At 66.1% G+C, this 17858-nt stretch carries 19 protein-coding genes; 9 read left to right on the top strand and 10 right to left on the bottom strand.

The genetic code is table 11. The features are described 5' to 3' along the window. Nucleotides 1-117 precede the first annotated feature (117 nt). The gene (locus tag ACZY1F_RS00120; protein WP_463939634.1) at nt 118-1554 is read left to right on the top strand and encodes a PucR family transcriptional regulator; all 1437 of its coding nucleotides are present in this window, start codon (nt 118-120) and stop codon (nt 1552-1554) included. Between the two features lie 57 nt (nt 1555-1611). On the opposite strand, the gene ACZY1F_RS00125 is transcribed toward ACZY1F_RS00120, so the two are convergent. Then, on the bottom strand, nt 1612-3207 hold the full coding sequence (locus ACZY1F_RS00125) for a CYTH and CHAD domain-containing protein (RefSeq protein WP_463939635.1): 1596 nt from the start codon (nt 3205-3207) through the stop codon (nt 1612-1614). A 167-nt stretch (nt 3208-3374) separates the two neighbouring features. Between ACZY1F_RS00125 and ACZY1F_RS00130 the strand changes: the two genes are divergently transcribed. Together ACZY1F_RS00130 and ACZY1F_RS00135 are read left to right on the top strand one after the other, a co-directional pair. Continuing rightward, nucleotides 3375-4598 carry an MFS transporter gene (locus ACZY1F_RS00130; RefSeq protein WP_463939636.1) on the top strand — a complete coding sequence of 408 codons (1224 nt, stop codon included), beginning with the start codon at nt 3375-3377 and terminating at the stop codon, nt 4596-4598. Between the two features lie 6 nt (nt 4599-4604). After that, nucleotides 4605-5285 (top strand): FadR/GntR family transcriptional regulator, encoded by a 681-nt coding sequence (locus ACZY1F_RS00135; protein ID WP_463939637.1) that lies wholly within the window; start codon nt 4605-4607, stop codon nt 5283-5285. A gap of 231 nt (nt 5286-5516) precedes the next feature. On the opposite strand, the gene ACZY1F_RS00140 is transcribed toward ACZY1F_RS00135, so the two are convergent. Beyond that, nucleotides 5517-6053 carry a hypothetical protein gene (locus ACZY1F_RS00140; RefSeq protein WP_463939638.1) on the bottom strand — a complete coding sequence of 179 codons (537 nt, stop codon included), beginning with the start codon at nt 6051-6053 and terminating at the stop codon, nt 5517-5519. A 154-nt stretch (nt 6054-6207) separates the two neighbouring features. On the opposite strand from ACZY1F_RS00140, the gene ACZY1F_RS00145 reads away from it, so the two are divergent. From ACZY1F_RS00145 to ACZY1F_RS00155, 3 genes are read left to right on the top strand one after another with little or no spacing between them, the layout of a single operon-like run. Continuing rightward, the gene (locus tag ACZY1F_RS00145) at nt 6208-6495 is read left to right on the top strand and encodes a hypothetical protein (protein WP_463939639.1); all 288 of its coding nucleotides are present in this window, start codon (nt 6208-6210) and stop codon (nt 6493-6495) included. Nucleotides 6496-6498: 3 nt separating this feature from the next. Continuing rightward, nucleotides 6499-7329 (top strand): DUF1206 domain-containing protein, encoded by an 831-nt coding sequence (locus ACZY1F_RS00150; protein ID WP_463939640.1) that lies wholly within the window; start codon nt 6499-6501, stop codon nt 7327-7329. A gap of 18 nt (nt 7330-7347) precedes the next feature. Next, nucleotides 7348-7788 (top strand): SRPBCC family protein, encoded by a 441-nt coding sequence (locus tag ACZY1F_RS00155; RefSeq protein WP_463939641.1) that lies wholly within the window; start codon nt 7348-7350, stop codon nt 7786-7788. A 137-nt stretch (nt 7789-7925) separates the two neighbouring features. Here the strand turns inward: ACZY1F_RS00155 and ACZY1F_RS00160 are convergent, their stop codons facing one another. The 3 genes from ACZY1F_RS00160 to ACZY1F_RS00170 form a co-directional block, all read right to left on the bottom strand. Continuing rightward, the gene (locus tag ACZY1F_RS00160; protein WP_463939642.1) at nt 7926-9392 is read right to left on the bottom strand and encodes an FAD-dependent oxidoreductase; all 1467 of its coding nucleotides are present in this window, start codon (nt 9390-9392) and stop codon (nt 7926-7928) included. Between the two features lie 99 nt (nt 9393-9491). Continuing rightward, a complete protein-coding gene (cobA, locus tag ACZY1F_RS00165; protein WP_463939643.1) occupies nt 9492-10760 on the bottom strand; it encodes a uroporphyrinogen-III C-methyltransferase in 1269 nt (422 codons plus the stop codon). A gap of 88 nt (nt 10761-10848) precedes the next feature. After that, a complete protein-coding gene (locus ACZY1F_RS00170; protein ID WP_463939644.1) occupies nt 10849-11463 on the bottom strand; it encodes a TetR/AcrR family transcriptional regulator in 615 nt (204 codons plus the stop codon). A 75-nt stretch (nt 11464-11538) separates the two neighbouring features. Between ACZY1F_RS00170 and ACZY1F_RS00175 the strand changes: the two genes are divergently transcribed. After that, a complete protein-coding gene (locus tag ACZY1F_RS00175; RefSeq protein WP_463939645.1) occupies nt 11539-12033 on the top strand; it encodes a cupin domain-containing protein in 495 nt (164 codons plus the stop codon). Between the two features lie 7 nt (nt 12034-12040). On the opposite strand, the gene ACZY1F_RS00180 is transcribed toward ACZY1F_RS00175, so the two are convergent. From ACZY1F_RS00180 to ACZY1F_RS00200, 5 genes are all read right to left on the bottom strand, one after another. Continuing rightward, entirely contained in the window at nt 12041-12490 is a 450-nt protein-coding gene (locus ACZY1F_RS00180) for an SRPBCC family protein (RefSeq protein WP_463939646.1), read from the bottom strand. A gap of 52 nt (nt 12491-12542) precedes the next feature. Then, a complete protein-coding gene (locus tag ACZY1F_RS00185) occupies nt 12543-13472 on the bottom strand; it encodes a PLP-dependent cysteine synthase family protein (RefSeq protein WP_463939647.1) in 930 nt (309 codons plus the stop codon). Between the two features lie 231 nt (nt 13473-13703). Next, nucleotides 13704-14696 (bottom strand): ABC transporter permease, encoded by a 993-nt coding sequence (locus ACZY1F_RS00190; protein ID WP_463939648.1) that lies wholly within the window; start codon nt 14694-14696, stop codon nt 13704-13706. Next, complete coding sequence (locus tag ACZY1F_RS00195; protein WP_463939649.1) at nt 14686-15411, bottom strand: ABC transporter ATP-binding protein; 726 nt, start codon at nt 15409-15411, stop codon at nt 14686-14688. The genes ACZY1F_RS00190 and ACZY1F_RS00195 overlap by 11 nt, the downstream gene beginning before the upstream one ends. Nucleotides 15412-15449: 38 nt before the next feature. After that, complete coding sequence (locus ACZY1F_RS00200) at nt 15450-16586, bottom strand: ABC transporter substrate-binding protein (protein ID WP_463940372.1); 1137 nt, start codon at nt 16584-16586, stop codon at nt 15450-15452. Nucleotides 16587-16891: 305 nt separating this feature from the next. Between ACZY1F_RS00200 and ACZY1F_RS00205 the strand changes: the two genes are divergently transcribed. Further along, a complete protein-coding gene (locus tag ACZY1F_RS00205; protein WP_463939650.1) occupies nt 16892-17650 on the top strand; it encodes a DUF6454 family protein in 759 nt (252 codons plus the stop codon). Beyond that, a complete protein-coding gene (locus tag ACZY1F_RS00210; RefSeq protein ID WP_463940373.1) occupies nt 17593-17838 on the top strand; it encodes a DUF6454 family protein in 246 nt (81 codons plus the stop codon). The genes ACZY1F_RS00205 and ACZY1F_RS00210 overlap by 58 nt, the downstream gene beginning before the upstream one ends. The last annotated feature ends 20 nt before the right edge of the window (nt 17839-17858 follow it).

The raw sequence follows: 17858 nt of genomic DNA on the forward strand, positions 1-17858 counted from the left end.
GGATGGTTGCGACTGCCTTGAGCCTATGCCAGCACCTCCACCCCGGGGAATAGCCACCTGCACACCCCTGGCCGCAATGTTTAGTGCGGTTGACCAGTGTCCGTCTATCCTTGGACCATGGCCATTTCTCTTGCCACCCTGCTCGGCGTGCACTCCCTCCACCTGTCCAATGCGGGCCTTGCCGAAACCACCTGGCACGAGGACATCAACTGGGTTGCCGTCACGGAACTGGAAGACCCGCAGCGCTTCCTCAGCGGCGGCGAACTGGTGCTCACCACTGGCATGCGCCTGCGGTCCGCGCCCGAGCAGCGGCGCTTCGTCCGTCAGGTCCAGCGCGCCGGAGCCGTGGGTATCGGCTTCGGGACCGGCCTGACGCACGACGCCGTCCCGCCGGCCCTGATTGCCGAGGCCAACCGCTGGGGGCTGCCGATTGTCCAGGTGCCGTACGAAACGCCGTTCATCGCCATCGGCAAACTGGTGGCGGAAGCGCAGGCCGCCGATCATGTCGCCAAGCTGGAGCGCCTGATCGCGGGCCACCAGATCCTGGCACGGGCCCTCCTCACCGGCGGCGGCCTGACCCAGCTCCTGAAGCACCTGGGCGGGATGCTGCGGACAGACATCGCCCTCACCCAGTTCACCGCCCACCTGTACAACAGCAGCACCGAGCTCCCCTCCGCTGACACGTGGTCCTCTTACCCCATCCCCACCGGCCGCCGCGATGCCTGCACGTTGTGGGTCCGACAGCCCTTCGAGGATTCAGGCATCATTGGCTATGCCCAGAACCTGATCAGCGTGGAGCTCAACAACATGGTCAAGCAGCGCCAGGCCCAGCGCGCCCTGTGCGGCCAGGTGCTCGAGGACGTCATCCATGGTTCCCTGGAGACCAGCGAGGCCCAGCGGCGCCTCGCCGGCGTGGGCCTGAACAGCACCCGGAAAAACGTGGTGCTGCTGGCAGTGTCCGCCGCCCATCACAAGGCCCTGGTGAGCACGTCGGTGCCACAGCCACTGGAGAACGCGGTGGCCGCCGTCGTCGGGAAGGACCTGGTGGTGGTGATAAACGACGACGGCGGCGCGGCACCTGCGCTGGCCAGGCGCCTCAGCGACCACCTGGCTGAGGCCGGGATCCACGCGACGATCGGGATCGGCGGCGCGTACACCAAGCCGAACGGCCTGCGCTGGAGCTACTTCGAGGCGCGCGATGCGGCCAGCCACGGCCTGCCGGTGAACGAGCCGGAACGCCTGAGCCTGACCTCCCTGTTGCTGGCCAGCGAAGACGTTCCGCTGGCCGACATGGCCCACGAGTCGCTGAACCCGCTGCGCGCGTTCGACGCCGCCCACGGCGCGGAACTGGTGACCACCCTGGAAAGCTACCTGAACAACAACGGTTCCGTGGCCGCCGTCGCCGAAGCCCTGACCCTGCACCGGAACACAGTGCGGTACCGGCTGGCGCAGATCACCGAACTCACCGGCTACGATCCTTCGGTCACGGCGGACCGCGTGCAGCTGTGGCTCTCGCTCGCCGTGTCGCGGCTCGGGGCGCGGCAGGCCAGGTAGGCCCCACAACTGCAACGCGGGGTCACTTCTGGCCCATGTCGCGGCCCCGGATGGGCGCTAAATGACCCCGCGTTGCAGGAGCTTGCGGGACTTCTTGCGTTCCTTCCGGTAGCTGGCTTCGGCTTCCGCCGCGAGCTGTACCTGCCGGGTATGAAGCGACACGTAGGCCGACGCGACGTCCTCGGGCAGGTCCGTCGCCGACTCCAGCTTGGCCAGCAGGTCCCGGGCCACCACGCTGTCTTGGAAATCTCCAAGGACCTGCTGCTGGCGGTGCGCGGCCTTGGCGATCTTCGCGGCGCGCTTACCACGCACCGGCCCCGCAGACTCCGCCACGTGCCGCAGCCGTTTGGCGTCCTTGCGCACCTCGTGGAGGGCTGTCTCATGCTCCGCTCCCCGCCGTGAACGTTTGGCCGCCTTGGCTGCGCGCTGCAGCCGTTTGGCGGACTTGGCCACCAGTTTGCCGGCCGTCTTACGGGCAGGGGCTGCACCTTCGGGCCGGACCGGCGGGTGGTCACGGAAGGCTTCAAGGTCATCCAGGAGCCGGAAGTACCGTTCGGAAAGCAGTGCCTTCTGGAGTTTCCGGTAGGCCGTATTCAATCTGTCGCCGAGTTCATCGTTCAGCCGGCCCTTCACTGCCGAGCCCAGTCCGGGCGGCAGTTCAGCCGTGTGCCCAAGCAGGCGAGCCAGCATCACTTCGGCGTCGCGCGGCGATCCCAGCACGCTGCCGAGCCACTTCAGTTCGTCCCTAAGGCGGCGCACAGCCACGGCGCTGTAGAGCCGGCGGTAGGCTGCGAGCGCCGAACGGGAACGGCGGGTGGCCGACCGCAGATCGTGCACAGCCTCCGGTTCCTCCAGGCGGACGCCGGGATCATGCGCCAGGATTTCGCGGATCTGCGCGCCCAGGTAGGCGGTCAGGAGGTCCGACACCGGTCCCTTCCTGCCAGGACTTACTGGCCCGTCAGCTGCGCCGGACTCCTCGGCAGGCAGCGCCAGGACTTTAGCCAGCTTGGAGCCGTGCTTCGCCGGGAGCGCCCCGGCGGCGGCCAGGATTTCCGCCGCGGCCGGGAACAGGTCAGCGCTACCGTGCACCAGCTCGAGTTCCCATTCGCGCCACTGCCGCGTCCGGGCTTCCCCGCCAGGCGTGGCCGCGCCGTCTGCAGTGCCGAGCAGCTCCGCGCTCACGCGGTCATCGGCCAGGTCCGCCAGGTGGACTCCGTCCGCGCCGTATAACGGATAGGTGGTGCGCCGGGTTTCCAGCCGGACCACCGGGGCGGCATCCTCGCCGCGGAGGTACGCGAGCACGTGCGCCAACAGGCTGTCGGGAACGACGCCGGGCTGGCCCAGCGGGGCGTGCAGCTCGCGGCGCCGCTGGGGTTCCGAGACGCCGGACGCGCCAGCGGCCCCGTCACCGGACCGGGAGCCCTCCGCGGTCAATTTCAGGTGCCAGCCGGCGTCCACTCCGCCGGTGCGTCGGCGAAGAGTAATGTCGCGGGCGGCGAGCGTATGCCCTGCCGTGTCGAAGTACACCGCTTCCAGGGTGTCCACGTGTGGCTCCCCCACGTGGGCTACCCCGGGGATGTCCGTAAGGGCCGGCACCTCGGCGTCCGGACCGACGTCGTACTTCTTTTCGACCTCAATTGCCTGTGAAGCCATGACCGGCCGTCCTTCCGCATTGATGGGCGCCAGATCCAGCTGGGCAAGTTCTTACGAGCCCGGGATTGAACTCTTGTGGCCCGAGTCTATGCCTGCAACATTAATAGCCGGGAGAGGTTCGCCACAGAACCCTAGACATCAAACGTCTAACGTCTAACGTTAAGGACATGACTGCTCCTCCTTCCGATTCCCCGACGCTGTCCGACGCGCCGCCCAAGCCGCGGACCGCCGTCGTATTCGGCGTCATTGCGCTGGTGCTCATAGGGCTGAACCTGCGCGCGGGAATTGCTGCGGCGTCGGCCCTCCTCCACGATTTTCAGCAGGTCCTTGGCTACGGGCCGCTGGTGGCAGCGATCATCCCTTCCATCCCCACCCTCTGCTTTGCGGTGGCGGGGGCCGCGACGTCATGGCTGACCTCACGGCTGGGCGTCGAGAAGGCAATCCTGCTGGCGCTCGGATTCCTGGCCGGCGGGCTGCTGCTCCGGGGGATCCCGGCAACCGGCATGCTGGTGGCGGGCACCGTGGTGGGGATGTCCGGCCTGGCGGTCTGCAATGTGGCCATGCCGTCGTTCATCCGCGAGCACTTTGCCAACCGCACCTCGTCGATGACCGCGCTCTACACCGTCACCATGACCACAGGGGCCACCGTCACCGCGGTCGCCGTCGTCCCGCTGGCGTTGGCGCTCGGCTCACCGTCCGCCGCAGTCGGCACGATCGGATTCCTGGCCGTGGCAGCGTTCCTGGGCTTCCTGCCCGTTGTCCTGCATGCGCACCGCAACAGCGTCCGTAACACTGCTGCCCGCATCTCGCCGTGGCCCCTGCTCCGCACCCGGAAGGGCCAGCTGCTCACCGCCCTCTTCGCTCTCCAGGCGCTGCTCGCGTACTCGCTCATCAGCTGGTTCCCGTCGATGTTGATCAATATGGGCATCAGCCCAGCTGACAGCGGCCTGATGTACGGGCTGATGCAGCTGGTCTCGGTACCGGCCGGCATGGTGCTGCTCGCCATCGGCTCGCGGCCCCGGATGCTCCGGCCGGCGCTGTATCTGGTCAGCACCACCATGGTGGCCGGCCTGGCAGCGCTGATGTTCCTGCCGGTGGGCCTGGCCGTCATCCCCACCGTCCTGCTCGGCTTCGGCCTGGGCATATTCCCGCTGGTGATGGTGATGATCAGCCGGAGCGGAACGAGCACCGCCGAGACCACCGCCCTGTCCACCCTGGCGCAGTCCACCGGCTACCTGCTGGCCACGGCCGGCCCTTTCGGTGCCGGGTTACTGTTCAGCGGTACTGGCGGCTGGACGCTTCCCCTCGCACTGCTGCTGGGCCTCGCCGTGGTCCAGGTTGGGGTGGCCCACTTCATCTCACGCGCCCCCTTGTCCGGCCTGAAGAAGTAGGACGCCATGACCCTGAGCACCTCACACCGCCAGCCCCTCGCCGACGAAGTCACCGCCAAACTCCGGCAGATGATCCACTCCGGCGAATGGCCCCTGGACCAGCGCATCCCCTCCGAGCCGGAACTGATGCAGGGCCTGGGCGTCTCGCGCGGCACCTTGCGCGAAGCCGTCAAGGCCCTTGCCCACAGCGGGATGCTGGAGGTCCGCCGCGGCGACGGCACCTACGTCCGCGCCACCAGCGAGATGTCCGGCGCCGCCCGGCGGATGTACCAGGACCACACGGACGAACACATCCTCGAGGTCAGGCTCGGCCTGGACACGCAGGCGGCGCGCCTGGCTGCCCGGAATGCAACGCCCGACGACGTCGCCGCCCTGCGTGCCGTACTCGCCACCCGGGAGGTCGCCTGGCACAACGCGGACTTCGAGGGTTGGGCCCGCGCGGACTGGGACTTCCACGCGCGCGTTGCCCAGGCGTCCGGGAACCCGCTGCTGCACGAGCTCTACGTCAGTTTCGGTGACGTGTTCCACCAGGACCTGCTCAAGCAGCAGCGCAAGGGCCGGTTGGACGGTCTCACGAATGAAGGCCATGGTGCCGTGGTGGACGCCATCGAGGCCCACGACGCCGACGCCGCCGTGGCAAGCGTCAACCAGAACCTGAACTCCTGCGCGGAGTGGCTGCGGGCGTAGGTCCCGCCCGTTTGAGGTCGACTCGCAGAATCATTTTCGAGGCGCAAAGTGGCTGGCGCACGTGGAATAGCGGGTGCGCAACCTTTTCTGCGCGTCGCAAGCTCCTTTGCGCGTCGCATGCTGCTTTGCGCGTCGCAAGCTGCAAGCACAGCGCCCGACGGCGGTCCGGCACCTGGGTGGCGAACCGCCGTCGGGCGTTAATGCTGTTAGCTGCTGCCGGGGTTTCCGGGGTTAGGAGCGGAGGCCCTGGAAGACGTTCTTGGGCCGCTGCATTTCACCGTGCTTGGCGCCGAGGATAATCACGGCGGCGGCGAACGCGGGGATGGCCCACTGCAGGATCTTGAGCTGCTGCTGGGCCGACTGCAATTCCTCGGACGCACCGGGATTCGGCTCAGTGGCGCCCCGCGCTCCCTCGTCCGCGAGCTTCTCCACCTTTTTGCCAAGGATCCCGGCGTAGAGCGTCACGGCGGCACCGGCAACCGTGACCGCCGTCTTGATCGCGGTATCGCGGGCTACGCCGTCCTGCTTTGCAATGCGTCCCTTGTTCTCCCACGCGATGGCGAGATCAGCCACCAGGTGCGAAGCGAACGCCGCCGTCTGGATCGGAGCCCACTTCATCCAGCCTGCGCTCGAAAGACGGGTGCGTTCGGCCGGATCCTTGGCCTCCGCTGTGGCCCCGTTCAACCCGATGGCGCCCATCAATGCGCCGCCGAACCATGCCGCAGCGCTCAGATCGTGAACGGACCGGGCAACAAGATTTCCTGCCATGATATGGATTCCTAACGTCGAACTGGTTCCGAAATGCCGCCGGTGCGGCCTGTACTGGCCTGGCCCATAAGGGTCATGGACATGCCATGGTAAGCACACTTACCAATGTTACGAAACCCCGACTTGCACCGCGGTTGCGCGTAATATCGTCGCCATGGAAACAGGGACTTTGTTTGGCTGGGCATTCGGAGACCCGGCCCGGGAAGATGACGGCGCATACCTGGCGGGCCTCGAGAAGGCTGCCCTGGAGAACGCCAGGGAAACGGCTGAAGCCAAGGGCGTCACAGTGGTTGCCGGTTCCGAGGTTTTCACGGCTTTGAGCGCAAAGGACAGCCTGGTGGAGTTGGATGACGCTCCGGGCAAGCTGGTGGTCCGCTGCACGGTCCACGTTGAAGGCCCTGGCGCGGGAAAGCTGCACGCAGAAGGACCCATGAACGGCTAAAACATGGCAGACGGGGAATCCAGCATCAGTGAGGCGGCAGACGCCGTCGAGGAGGCGTCCGACACCAAGGCGCTGGACGTTGTGGCGCGCTCCGGATTCGCCGTGATGGCCCTGCTCCACATCATCGTTGGCGGGATTGCCATCGCCCTGGCCTTCGGTCAGCCGGGGCAGGCCGAAGCCACCGGCGCCATCGAGCAGCTGGGCGCCAACCCGTGGGGACCGGCCGTGTTGTGGTCCTGCGTGGTGGCGTGCACCGGCCTGGCGCTGTGGCAGCTCAGTGAAGCCACCCTCCGCGCGCGGCATCTTGCCCGCGGGAAGCGGCTGGGGAAGCTGATCTCGTCCGGCTTCCTGGCCGTGGCGTACGGAAGCGTCGGGCTCAGCTTTGCCGGTTTTGCGGTCGGAATGCGCGGCGACTCCGGCGACACCACCCGGGATTTCAGCACAGCACTCCTCAACACACCGTTTGGCCAGCCGGCACTCGTGGCCGTGGGCCTGACCACAATGGGCATTGGCGTCTACTTTGTGGTCAAGGGCCAGCGGCGCGGGTTCAAGAAAAATGAGCTGTTCCACTTTGACGGCACCCGGCGCGGCAAACTGGTTGATGCATTGGGCGTCACCGGGCACGTGGCTAAAGGCATTGCGCTGAACCTGGCCGGGCTCCTGTTTGTGATCGCCGCCGGGAAGCAGAGTCCCGAGGAATCAACCGGGCTGGACGGCAGCCTGAAAGCGCTCCGTGACCAGCCGTTCGGCCCGCACCTGCTCGTCGCGATCGGGTCGGGCTTCATCTGCTACGGCCTGTTCGCGCTGGTCCGTGCCCGCTTTGGCAGGATGTAACCCCAAGGGAAGGAAGCCATGTCAACCGTGAGCCAACTATTCAATTCCCCAGCCGTCGACGTCTGGAACGTCGTCGCCGACGGCTGGCTCTACTCCGGCTGGGTGGTAGGCGCCTCCCGCATCCGGGCCGTCGACGCGCACTGGCCCGAAACCGGCTCCAGGCTGCACCACTCCGTGGGCGCCTGGCCACTGGTGATCAACGACAGCACCAGTGTGGCCGCCGTCGAACCCGGCCGCTCCCTGGAACTCGTGGCGCGCGGCTGGCCGCTGGGCGAGGCCAAAGTGGTGATCACGCTGGAGGATGTAGGCACACAATGCCGCGTGTCCATCGCCGAGGACGCCATCCGGGGCCCGGGCAAGCTGGTCCCCAAGGTGCTGCGCGACGCACTGATCGGCGCCCGGAACCGCGAAACCCTGCACCGGCTGGAACTCATGGCCGCGGGTGGGGCGGGACGTTAAAGCAACGGGGCCCACGCCCGCAGGGTTCCCTGGCCGAGCTTGCGAGGCTAGGGCGCGGGTGGGGAGGGTCACTTCGCGCCCATCCCAGTGGGATTTATGGGCGCGAAGTGACCCCGCGTTGGTTGCCTTTGTGGTTGCTAGACGTTCGCGGCTACGCCGTCGCGGGAGATGGCAACCATGTCCTCGCGCGGCACCACCTTGATGCGCTCACGCTTGACCTCAACACCATGCGATCCGCCGGCCTCCGTGGCCGCGGCACCGAGCGCGAGTTCGTGCGCATCCAGGGCCAGCCAGCCTTCCCAGCTGGTGAACTTCACGCCGCGGGCGTCGAGGAGGTCGACCACGGCGTCCGCCTCGGGAACAGCGGCGACCGGAAGGTCTTCGCGGTCTTCCAGCAGGTACGTCACGGTCTCAAGGGCGTCGCCCTTGGTGTGTCCGATGAGGCCTACCGGTCCGCGCTTGATCCAGCCGGTGGCGTAGATGCCCGGCACGTGGGTGCCGGCGGCATCCAGGACGCGGCCGCCGTCGTTCGGTACCACGCCCTTCTTGTGGTCGAACTCGATCTCCGGCAGCGCCGAACCGAAGTATCCGATAGAGCGGTAGACGGCCTGGACCGGGTAGTCCACGAACTCGCCGGTGCCGCGGGCGTTGCCCGTGCCGTCCAGCTCGGTGCGCTCGAACTTCATGCCGGCAACCTTGCCCGGCGTCGCGGCGTCGTCGTAAATTTCAACGGGGCTGTGCAGGAAGTGCAGGTGCAGGCGGCGCGAAGCGGTCAGCTCGGAGAGGTCCTCGGGCTGCTCGGCGATCCAGTTGGTGAGCGTGCCCACCATGGTCTTGGTCTGGTTGTTGCTCTGGATCTGGCGGTCCGATTCCTCGTCGAACTCGAAGTCCTCAGCGTAGAGGATGATGTCCACGTCCTTGGAGTGGCTCAGCTCGCGGAGTTCCAGCGGGGTGAACTTGACCTGGGCGGGGCCGCGGCGGCCGAAGACGTGCACGTCCGTGACGGGAGAGTTCTTCAGGCCGGCGTAGACGTTGTCCGGGATTTCGGAGACCAGCAGGTCATCGGCGTGCTTGGACAGGACCCGGGCCACGTCCAGGGCCACGTTGCCGTTGCCGATCACGGCGATTTCCGTGGCGTCCAGCGGCCATTCGCGGGAAACGTCGGGGTGGCCGTCGTACCAGGAGACGAAGTCTGCTCCGCCGTAGGAGCCGTCCAGCTCGATGCCCGGGATGTTCAGGTCCGCGTCCTTGATGGCGCCGGTGGCGAAGATGACGGCGTCGTAGTGCGTGCGGAGGTCCTCGATGGAGATGTCCGTGCCATAGTCCACGTTGCCGAAGAAGCGGATGTCGCCGCGGTCCAAAACCTTGTGCAGGGCGTTGACAATGCCCTTGATGCGCGGGTGGTCCGGGGCCACGCCGTAGCGGATCAGGCCGTAGGGTGCCGGGTAGCGGTCAAAGAGGTCGATGCTCACGGTCAGCTCGCCGCTCTTGACGGCTTCGCTCTTGGTGAGGATGTCCGCGGCGTAGACGCCGGCCGGGCCGGAGCCCACCACGGCAACGCGCAGCGGACGCTCGGCAGATCCTACGGAGGTGCTTGATGACACGGCTGTGTTCCTTTTGTTCGTTCCGGCCCAACTAGGTAGCAATAGATGTCGTTATGAGGGCTCAAAACAACATTTGCTGCTACCTAGTTGGGTGGGTGGCTAGGTGGTGAGGGCTCTTGCGGTGGTTCGGGGGCGGTTCGGGGTGGTGGTGCTGTAATCCGCTGTCCTGAAGTGCGACGGCGCGAACGGGCTGACGCGGACAACGTCGCCGATCACAATCACGGCAGGATTTGCGACGCCGGTGGCTTCCGCCTGGTCGGCGATGGAACCGAGGGTGCCGATCGTCACGCGCTGATTCGGCAGATAGCCGTTCTCAACGATGCCAACTGGAGTGTCCAGAGGCAAACCGGCGCCGGCCAGGGCAGCGGCCGAATCCCGAAGTGCGGCCACACCCATCAGCAGGACGATGGTGTGGTCCGCCCGGGCAGGGACCTCGGACAGCTCTTCATGGCCGGTGACAACACTGAAGCCCTTGGCCAGTCCTCGGTGTGTGACGGGGATGCCGGCGGCGGCCGGTACAGAGATCGCGGACGTGACCCCGGAGACCACTTCGACCTCGACGCCGTTCTGCCGGCAGTATTCGGCTTCCTCACCGCCGCGACCCAGGACGTAGGGATCGCCGCCCTTGAGCCGGACCACGCGGTGCCCCTTCAGGGCTTCGTCCACGAGGATGCGGTTGATCTCGGACTGCGGCACGGGATGGTGGCCGGGGGTCTTGCCCACTTCGATGACGCGGACGTCGGGGGCCAGTTCGTTGAGCAGTTCGCGCGGGCCGAGGCGGTCGGCCACCACGACGTCGGCCTGGCCCAGGAGCCGGCGGCCGCGGACGGTAATGAGGCCGGTATCGCCGGGCCCGCCGCCAACCAGGGCTACGGAGCCCGCAGACGCACGACGGCGGCGCAGCGGGAGGTCGCCGGTTTCCAGGGCGGTGGCGACGGCGTCACGCAGGGCCATGGCGCGGCGTGGGTCTCCCCCGGCGTTCACGGCGATCTGCACGTCGTCAACCACGGCAACGGCGGGTGTCCACGCGGCTGAGGCTTCGTGGTCGGAGGCATTGACGCACCAGATGCGCTGCGACTCGGCATCCTTTGAGACCTGGGTGTCCACGGCGGGATCGCCGGTGGCGGTCTGGACGAACCAGACGCCGTCGACGTCGGACGGAAGGTAAGTGCGCGGCTCCCAGGTGAGGAGGCCGGCGTCGGACAGTTCGCGGAGCGCGGCGGAGACAACGGGAGCCACGACGGTGACCTGTGCACCGGCGTCGAGCAGCCCTTTGGCGCGGCGGGAGGCCACGGTGCCGCCGCCCACCACCAGCACGGGGCGGCCGAGCAGCCGCAGTGCTGTGGGGTAAATATCCTGAATTGCCATGAATCAACGGTAGGGCCGCGCCGTTGCACCAACAACGGCAGCGGAAACACCAGTTCACGTAAGGTAACCCTGCGTCACATATGGTCAGTCAAACGGCAGGCGGAGGCCCCTCCACCAGAGCCTGTTGGAGCAAAGCGCGTGCGGTCCATCGCTGGGATGCAACAGCCTCGTTGCGGCTCAGGCCGGCGATGTCCGTCAGCCAGACCAACGATTCAATGCCGGTGGCGCTGCGGATGGCCAGGACCAGCCGGTGGATGTCCTGCTCCGTCATCTGCCCCTGGAGCGGCGACAGCGCCTCGGCGATCCAGGCGATCGCCCGGCCCTGCCGCAGCGGCAGGCTTCGGCGCTCGTCGGCGGTCTGCTCCAGCGAGAGCCGCAACATGGTCCGTTGCTGCGCTTCGGTTTCGAGGATCATCCGGGTGAACTCGACAACGACGGCGTCCAGCCGCTCCGCGACGTCGGCCGGCGGATTTTCAGGCAGCAACGACGCAGCTGCGGTTTCCGGATGGGCGGCAGCCAGCAGCTCCCGCTGCCCCGGGAAATACCGGTAGGCCGTGCTGCGGGCCACCCCGGCCAACAACGCGGCATCGTCCACTGTAGGCGCGGCGCCATCTGCCACGAGCTGCCGCGCCGCAGCAACCAGTGCATCAAGGGTGCGGCGTTTTTGGCCGGTCCGGCCGACGTCTATGTAGGGTCTTGACATGCCCTTCATGGTACTCCAGTCTTGTTATGGGACGTTAGTCCCATAAGTCTTCCGACCAATATCGAGGCGATCACCATGAAGACGAAGAACTCAGCATCCGCAGTTGTCCTGCAGCCGGGCGAAGGGGCCAGGCGCTGGTTCTTCGGCGGCGGAGTGCAGACCTGGAAGGCCACGGAGGAAGACACCGCGGGGGCCTTCCTGCTCTTCGAAGATGAGATGGGCTTGAACAAGGTGACGCCGATGCATACCCATCCGGACTCCGACGAAACGATGTATGTGCTGGCCGGCGAGATCCTGATGAACATGGACGGCACGGAGCATCACGTCGCAGCGGGTGGCGTGACCATTGCGCCGAGGGGTGTCCCGCACGCGTTCAAGGTCCTCCAGGAGGGGACCCGGGTGCTGTGCCTGCATACCCCCGGCGGCGCGCAGGCGTTCTACTTCGGCGCAAGCGAACCGCTCAACGACGGCGAAGTTTCAGGTGTTGTGGATTTCGGCCGCATCCGAGAATCGGGTCAGCAGAACGGCGGTATTGAGATCCTGGGGCCGCCGCCGTTCCCTCAGGCTTAGCCGCGGTCTATTCTTCAAGGCCGGCCACAAACCGGCCGCGGTTGGTGATGAGCCGCTGCAGGTAGCGGCGCAGGATCAGGTCCTCCGCCAGCCGGCCCAGGATCCCAAACGGCGCCGTGAACTCCACCCGGTCAGTCATGATGCTGCCGGTGGCCGTGGCCTCGAACTCGTGGACGTGCCGGAACGTTTTGAACGGGCCCCTGATCTGCTCGTCCGTGAAGCTCTCGGGGAACTCCAGTGCGGTGATGCGGCTGGTCATCCTCAGTGGGACGCCGAAATGTTGGGCCTGCCAGGTCACCTCCTGGCCCTCGCCGATCAGGCCTGAGGTGACCCCGGCTACGGCCCGTTCACCGGCGACTTTCTGGGAATCCAGGTGCGCTTCAATGCTGCGGGCGAGATCGAACAGGCGCTCCCGCGGGAGTGCGGACGCGGTGCGGCACACGAAGCTGACAGTCATGGCGCCAGTCTGCCAGACCCAGGCCAGCTGACTGACCCACGGAACCGCTGACCTATCCGTACAGCCCAGTGCTCAGGTACCTGAACCCGGAATCAACCATGATGGTGACAACGGTCGCGTCCGGACCAAGCTGTTCAGCTACGCGCAAGGCCGCAACAACATTTCCTCCTGAGGAGGTGCCGGCGAAGATGCCTTCCTCGCGGGCAAGGCGACGGCCCATCTCCATCGCTTCCTCGGACGAGACCTGTTCTATGGCCTCCACTTCCTCGGGTTCCCAAAGGGGCGGCACAAACCCGATCCCGATTCCTTCAATCCTGTGGGAGCCAGTAGGGCCGCCGGAAAGTACGGAAGACTCAGCCGGCTCGACTGCTACGACTTTCAGCCCAGGCAGGTGCAGGCGCAGAGCACGGGCCACTCCGTGAATGGAGTGGGCTGTACCGACGGACTGCACGAAGGCGTCCACCCGGCCGTGGGATTGCTGCCAGACTTCTTCCCCGAGCGCGAGGTAGCCTGTGACCGCGTCCCTGTTGTTGAGCTGGTCACACGCCCAGTAGTTTGGTTGCGTACTGAGCTCTCCGGCCCGGGCCATCATCGCTTTGATCAGTTGCTCCGTGATCCGTCCATGGTCGCTGGGGACGTCTTCCACAACTCCGCCCAGAGCCTCCATGGTCCGCCGTTTCTCATCGCTGAACGCATCGGAAAATACGACGTGGAGCCCGTAGCCTTTGGCGGCACAAACCAAGGCGAGGGAGATGCCTGTTGTCCCCGCCGTGTACTCAACCACAGTGTCGCCGGGGGTGATCTCGCCCCGCGCTTCGGCTCCCGCTATCGCTGCCAGCGCCATGCGGTCCTTCATGCTTCCCGTGGGGTTCGCGAACTCAAGCTTGGCTAGAATTCTGGCTGACCCCGCCGGCACGACTTTGGTGAGTTCGATAAGCGGTGTTGATCCGATGCCTGCCAGTACCCCACTGCCTGGTTCCAATGCATATTCCATAGTTTCCCTCACACAGAGCAATACAGGCCCGCAAGGCTTGAGGTAATCAAGGTATACCCGGCAGAAACAGGGCGCCATCAAAAGTTTCCGCACACCAGAGAGCCCGACGGCGGGACTCGCTGCGGGCTCTGCTGGGCACAAAGAAACCAACGCGGGGTCAGATCCGGCCCAATCCCCGAGGGTTATTGGGCCGGATCTGACCCCGCGTTGGAGGGAGCGTTAGCGGGTGCTGCCGGCGAGGAGGCCGCGGCTGCGGAGGAGGCGCTTCTCGATCGGGGCGAACACCAGCAGCTCGATCAGGATGCCGACGGCCAGAATCATCAGGATCGCGGACATCACGATGGTCATGTCGGCCAGGTCCCGGCCCTGGTTCAGCATGGAGCCGAGGCCGAAGCCGATAGTGCCGCCAACGGCGATGATTTCCGCGGCCATGAGCGACCGCCACGAGAACGCCCAGCCCTGCTTGAGCCCGCTGAGGTATCCCGGCAGTGCGGCAGGCAGGATGATCTGCACGGCCATCTGGAAACGGTTGGCGCCCAGTACCGTGCCGACGCGGCGGTACTGCGGCGGGATCTGGTCCACGCCGGAGATCAGCCCGTTGATGATGGACGGGATCGCTCCCATAAACACCACGAAGTAGACGGTGGCGTCCGTGAGGCCGAACCAGATGATGGCGGCGGGAACCCATGCCACGGATGGCAGCACCTGAAGGCCGGAAATCAGCGGCCCGAAGGCACGGCGCAGCGGCGCAACCTGGGCCAGCAGCAGCCCCACCGGCGTGGCGATGGCAACGCTGATCAGGAACCCGACCAGCCCGCGCTGCAGCGAAGTCCATACCGCTTCCTGCAGTTTGGCCTCGCCCCAGAGGACGCCGATCTGGCCCAGGACGTCCAGCGGACCGGGAACCAGGTCGCGCCGTTTGAGGCCTAGAGAGACGTAGAACTGCCAGACCAGGATCAGGACCACCAGGGCGGCGACGGGCAGGAGCACACGGCTCCAGTCGATCCGGTGCTTGCGCGCGGCGTCCGACTGTAGCGAATCCAGCCCGGCCTCAAGCTCGCGCAGGTCCTCATTCCCAGTAGACGAGCGGGTCAGGGCAGCATGGACCTTGCGGGTTTCCGGCTGTCCAGTGTTTGAGCGTGTCGAAATCCCGGTCTCGTCAGCCTCGACCAGCGGGTCGCTCTCGGCGAGCGGGGTGGGGTTATTTGGCATGACGGCGAATCTCCTCCCGCAGCCGGGCGGTGATGACCCCGGTCAGCTGTCCGGCCAAGCCGGCGTCGGTTCGGTGTTCCTCGGAAACAGCCCACTCCTGGACCACGCGGCCGGGACGGGACGACAGCAGCAGTACCCGTTGGCCCAGCCGCACGGCCTCGCGGACGTTGTGGGTGACAAAAACGATGGTGCGCCCGGTTTCCTTCCAGATGCGTTCCAGTTCATCGTGCAGGAGGTCGCGGGTGATGGCGTCCAGGGCAGCGAACGGCTCATCCATGAGCAGCAATTGCCGGTCCTGTGACAGCGCCCGGGCCAGTGCCACGCGCTGGCGCATGCCGCCAGACAGCTCATGCGGACGCTTGTCCCCCGCCTCGCCCAGGTGCACAAGGTCCAGCAACTCGTTGGCTTTGATCCGGCGTTGAGCTTTCCCCACACCGCGCAGCTTCAGGGCCAGCTCGATGTTTTCCCGGGCCGTCAGCCAGGGGAAGAGCGCGGCGTCCTGGAACATAAAGGCTGCTCCGTCGCTGGGTACTTCAAGGGCGCCCGACGTCGGGACCTCCAGTCCCGCCATGATGTTCAGCAGGGTGGATTTGCCGCAGCCGGATGCACCGAGGAGGGCTACGAATTCGCCCGCGCCGATATTGGCGTTGACGTCGTCCAGCACCGGGGCGCCGTCGCCGAAGCGCTTGCCCAGGTTTTCCAGTACGACTGGCATGGTCCCGTCCTTAGGTAGTTGGTGGCGAGGTTGTGAGGTCAGTCCTGGCCGAGGCCTGCCGCGGAGACACGTTCGGCGGTCCCCATGACTTCGTTCAGAGCACGGAGGTCGAACAGTCCGGTGATGTCGGCCTGCTTGGTGGTGCCGGCTTTCACCCCGTCTTCGAGGAGTTTGGGGTAGGTTCCCGCGAGCGGATCCACCGTGAACACCACCTTCTGCAGGGCTCGATCCAGGACATCGGCGGGAAGTGCCGCGCCCGCCGATTCCTGCAGGGCGCCGTTGATGACGCTCGTCTTCTCCGCGGCGGGCGCGTCATTCAGCCACGCCACCGACTCGGCATGGCCCTTCAGCAGCGCCTTGACCGTGTCCGGATGCGCGGCGGCAAATTTCTTGTTGACAATAAGGATGGTGGTGGGGAACTCGCCGGCCTTACCGGTAAGGGATCCGTCCCAGAGGTCCTTTTCGTCCACCAGGACTTTGGCTCCGGCCTGGAGCACCAGGCGGGAGGCCCAGGGCTCAGGCAGCCACGCGCCGTCGAGCTTTCCATCCTGGAACAGTTTCAGCGTCTGGGCGTTTTCCGTGGGGTTGATGGCGACGTCGCCGCTGCCGTCCACATTGGTCTTGTAGCCCTGCGAGCCGAGCCACGCGCGGAGCGCAACATCCTGCGTGCCGCCAAGCTGCGGCGATGCGAGCGTCTTGCCCTTCAGGTCGGCCGCGGAAGTGATCTCGGGACGCACAACCAGTTGCGCCCCACCCGCAGCGGCGCCCGCGATGACGCTCACGGACTCCCCCTCGCTCTTGACAAACGAGTTGATCGCTGGATTCGGGCCGATGTAGGTGGCGTCAATGGCGCCGGCGTTCAATGCTTCGATCGCGGCAGGTCCCGCGTTGAAAGTTTCGGTGCTGAGCTTGGTGCCGCCCAGGCTACGGGCCAGGATCCCCTGTTTCACGCCTACCAGGGCGGGGGCATGGGTCAGGTTTCCGAAATAGCCCAGCTTCAGTTCTCCGGCCGGCGTGGGCGCCGGGATGGCTGCCTCGGCCGCCGTATTACGGGAAATGGACGACGCCACCAGGGCGCCGGCGGCGATCAGAAAGACGAGCCCGATCGCCAGGGCTGCCTCGATGGCACGCTTGCGCTTGGGTACTGCGCTCTCGCCTGCCACGATGCGGGTCATCCCGGGCTTGGAACTAGTCATTGTTTCACCATAGGGAGTGACATAAACCCATTCAATGAAGCAGAAACGGGGGGTCACGCGGGTTCATGCAGCGTCACATTCCGGGCCCGATTCCGTCACCCTTGACGTTGATCAGCTGCCAGGCAGGAGGACTGATTTCTTGGGGTGGCCCCGGTCCAAGCCGCTTGCGTCACCCTCTCGACACCTGCCGTTATTAGTCTTGCCATCACGGACCCCTACGTTTGATCGCGCCTGGACAAATCGCGCCTGGACAACGGGCACCTAACCACGTACTTGGAGTAGACATGAAGATGAAGCGCGTCCTGGCCATCGCAGCAGTCGCTGCGGCCACCCTGACAGCCGGAACCTCCGCCGTGGCCACCAGCTCGAAAACCCCGAATGGCCACACAGCAGAAGCAGAGGCCTTCACCAAGGTGGACCGCAACACCCAGTGGGACCAGGTCCAGAAGCTCAAGCTGGACTTTCCGACCTTCCACCCGCAGGGCATGTCGCTGGTCGGCGACAAAATCTTCCTTAGCAGCGTCGAGATCCTCGAACCGACAGTGCGCTACCCCTCGCCCGTCGACGGTTACGACCGCAGTACAGGCAAGGGTCGAGGCCACGTCTTCGTCATCGACCGGCAGGGGAAGCTGCTGAGAGACATCGTCCTGGGCGAGGATAGTGTCTACCACCCGGGAGGCACGGACTTCGACGGCGGGAAGGTCTGGGTCCCCGTAGCCGAGTACCGGCCCAACAGCCGCTCCATCGTATATACGATCGACCCAGACACATATGAGGTCACAGAGCAGTTCCGTGAGGCGGACCATGTTGGCGGTGTCGTCGCCGACCGCAAGACCAACCGAATCAGCGGCGTCAGCTGGGGTTCCCGCAAGCTGTTGACCTGGAACAGCCAAGGCAGGCTCCTGGCGACGCAGGCCAACTCCAGCCACTTCATCGACTACCAGGACTGCGAGTATGCCGGCGCGGGCACCAACTATGCTCGGGTATTACCGGCCTCAAGACTGCTGACGGGAAGCCGTTCGAGCTCGGCGGCCTCGCCCTGACGGACCTCACAGACGGAACGATCGTCCACGAGGTTCCCTTCCAGAAGTTCTCCACCGCCGGGCACTCCATGACCCGCAATCCGGTTGCCCTGGAGTCGGACGGCGGTGTGCTGCGCCTGTTCGCCGCACCTGACGACGGCGAGGAAGTCGCGGGTACCGAACTCTTCGTATTCGAAGCCCGCCCCTGAGCCGCTAAGAATCCGTGGCC

It is taken from the genome of Pseudarthrobacter xylosi (assembly GCF_055412765.1).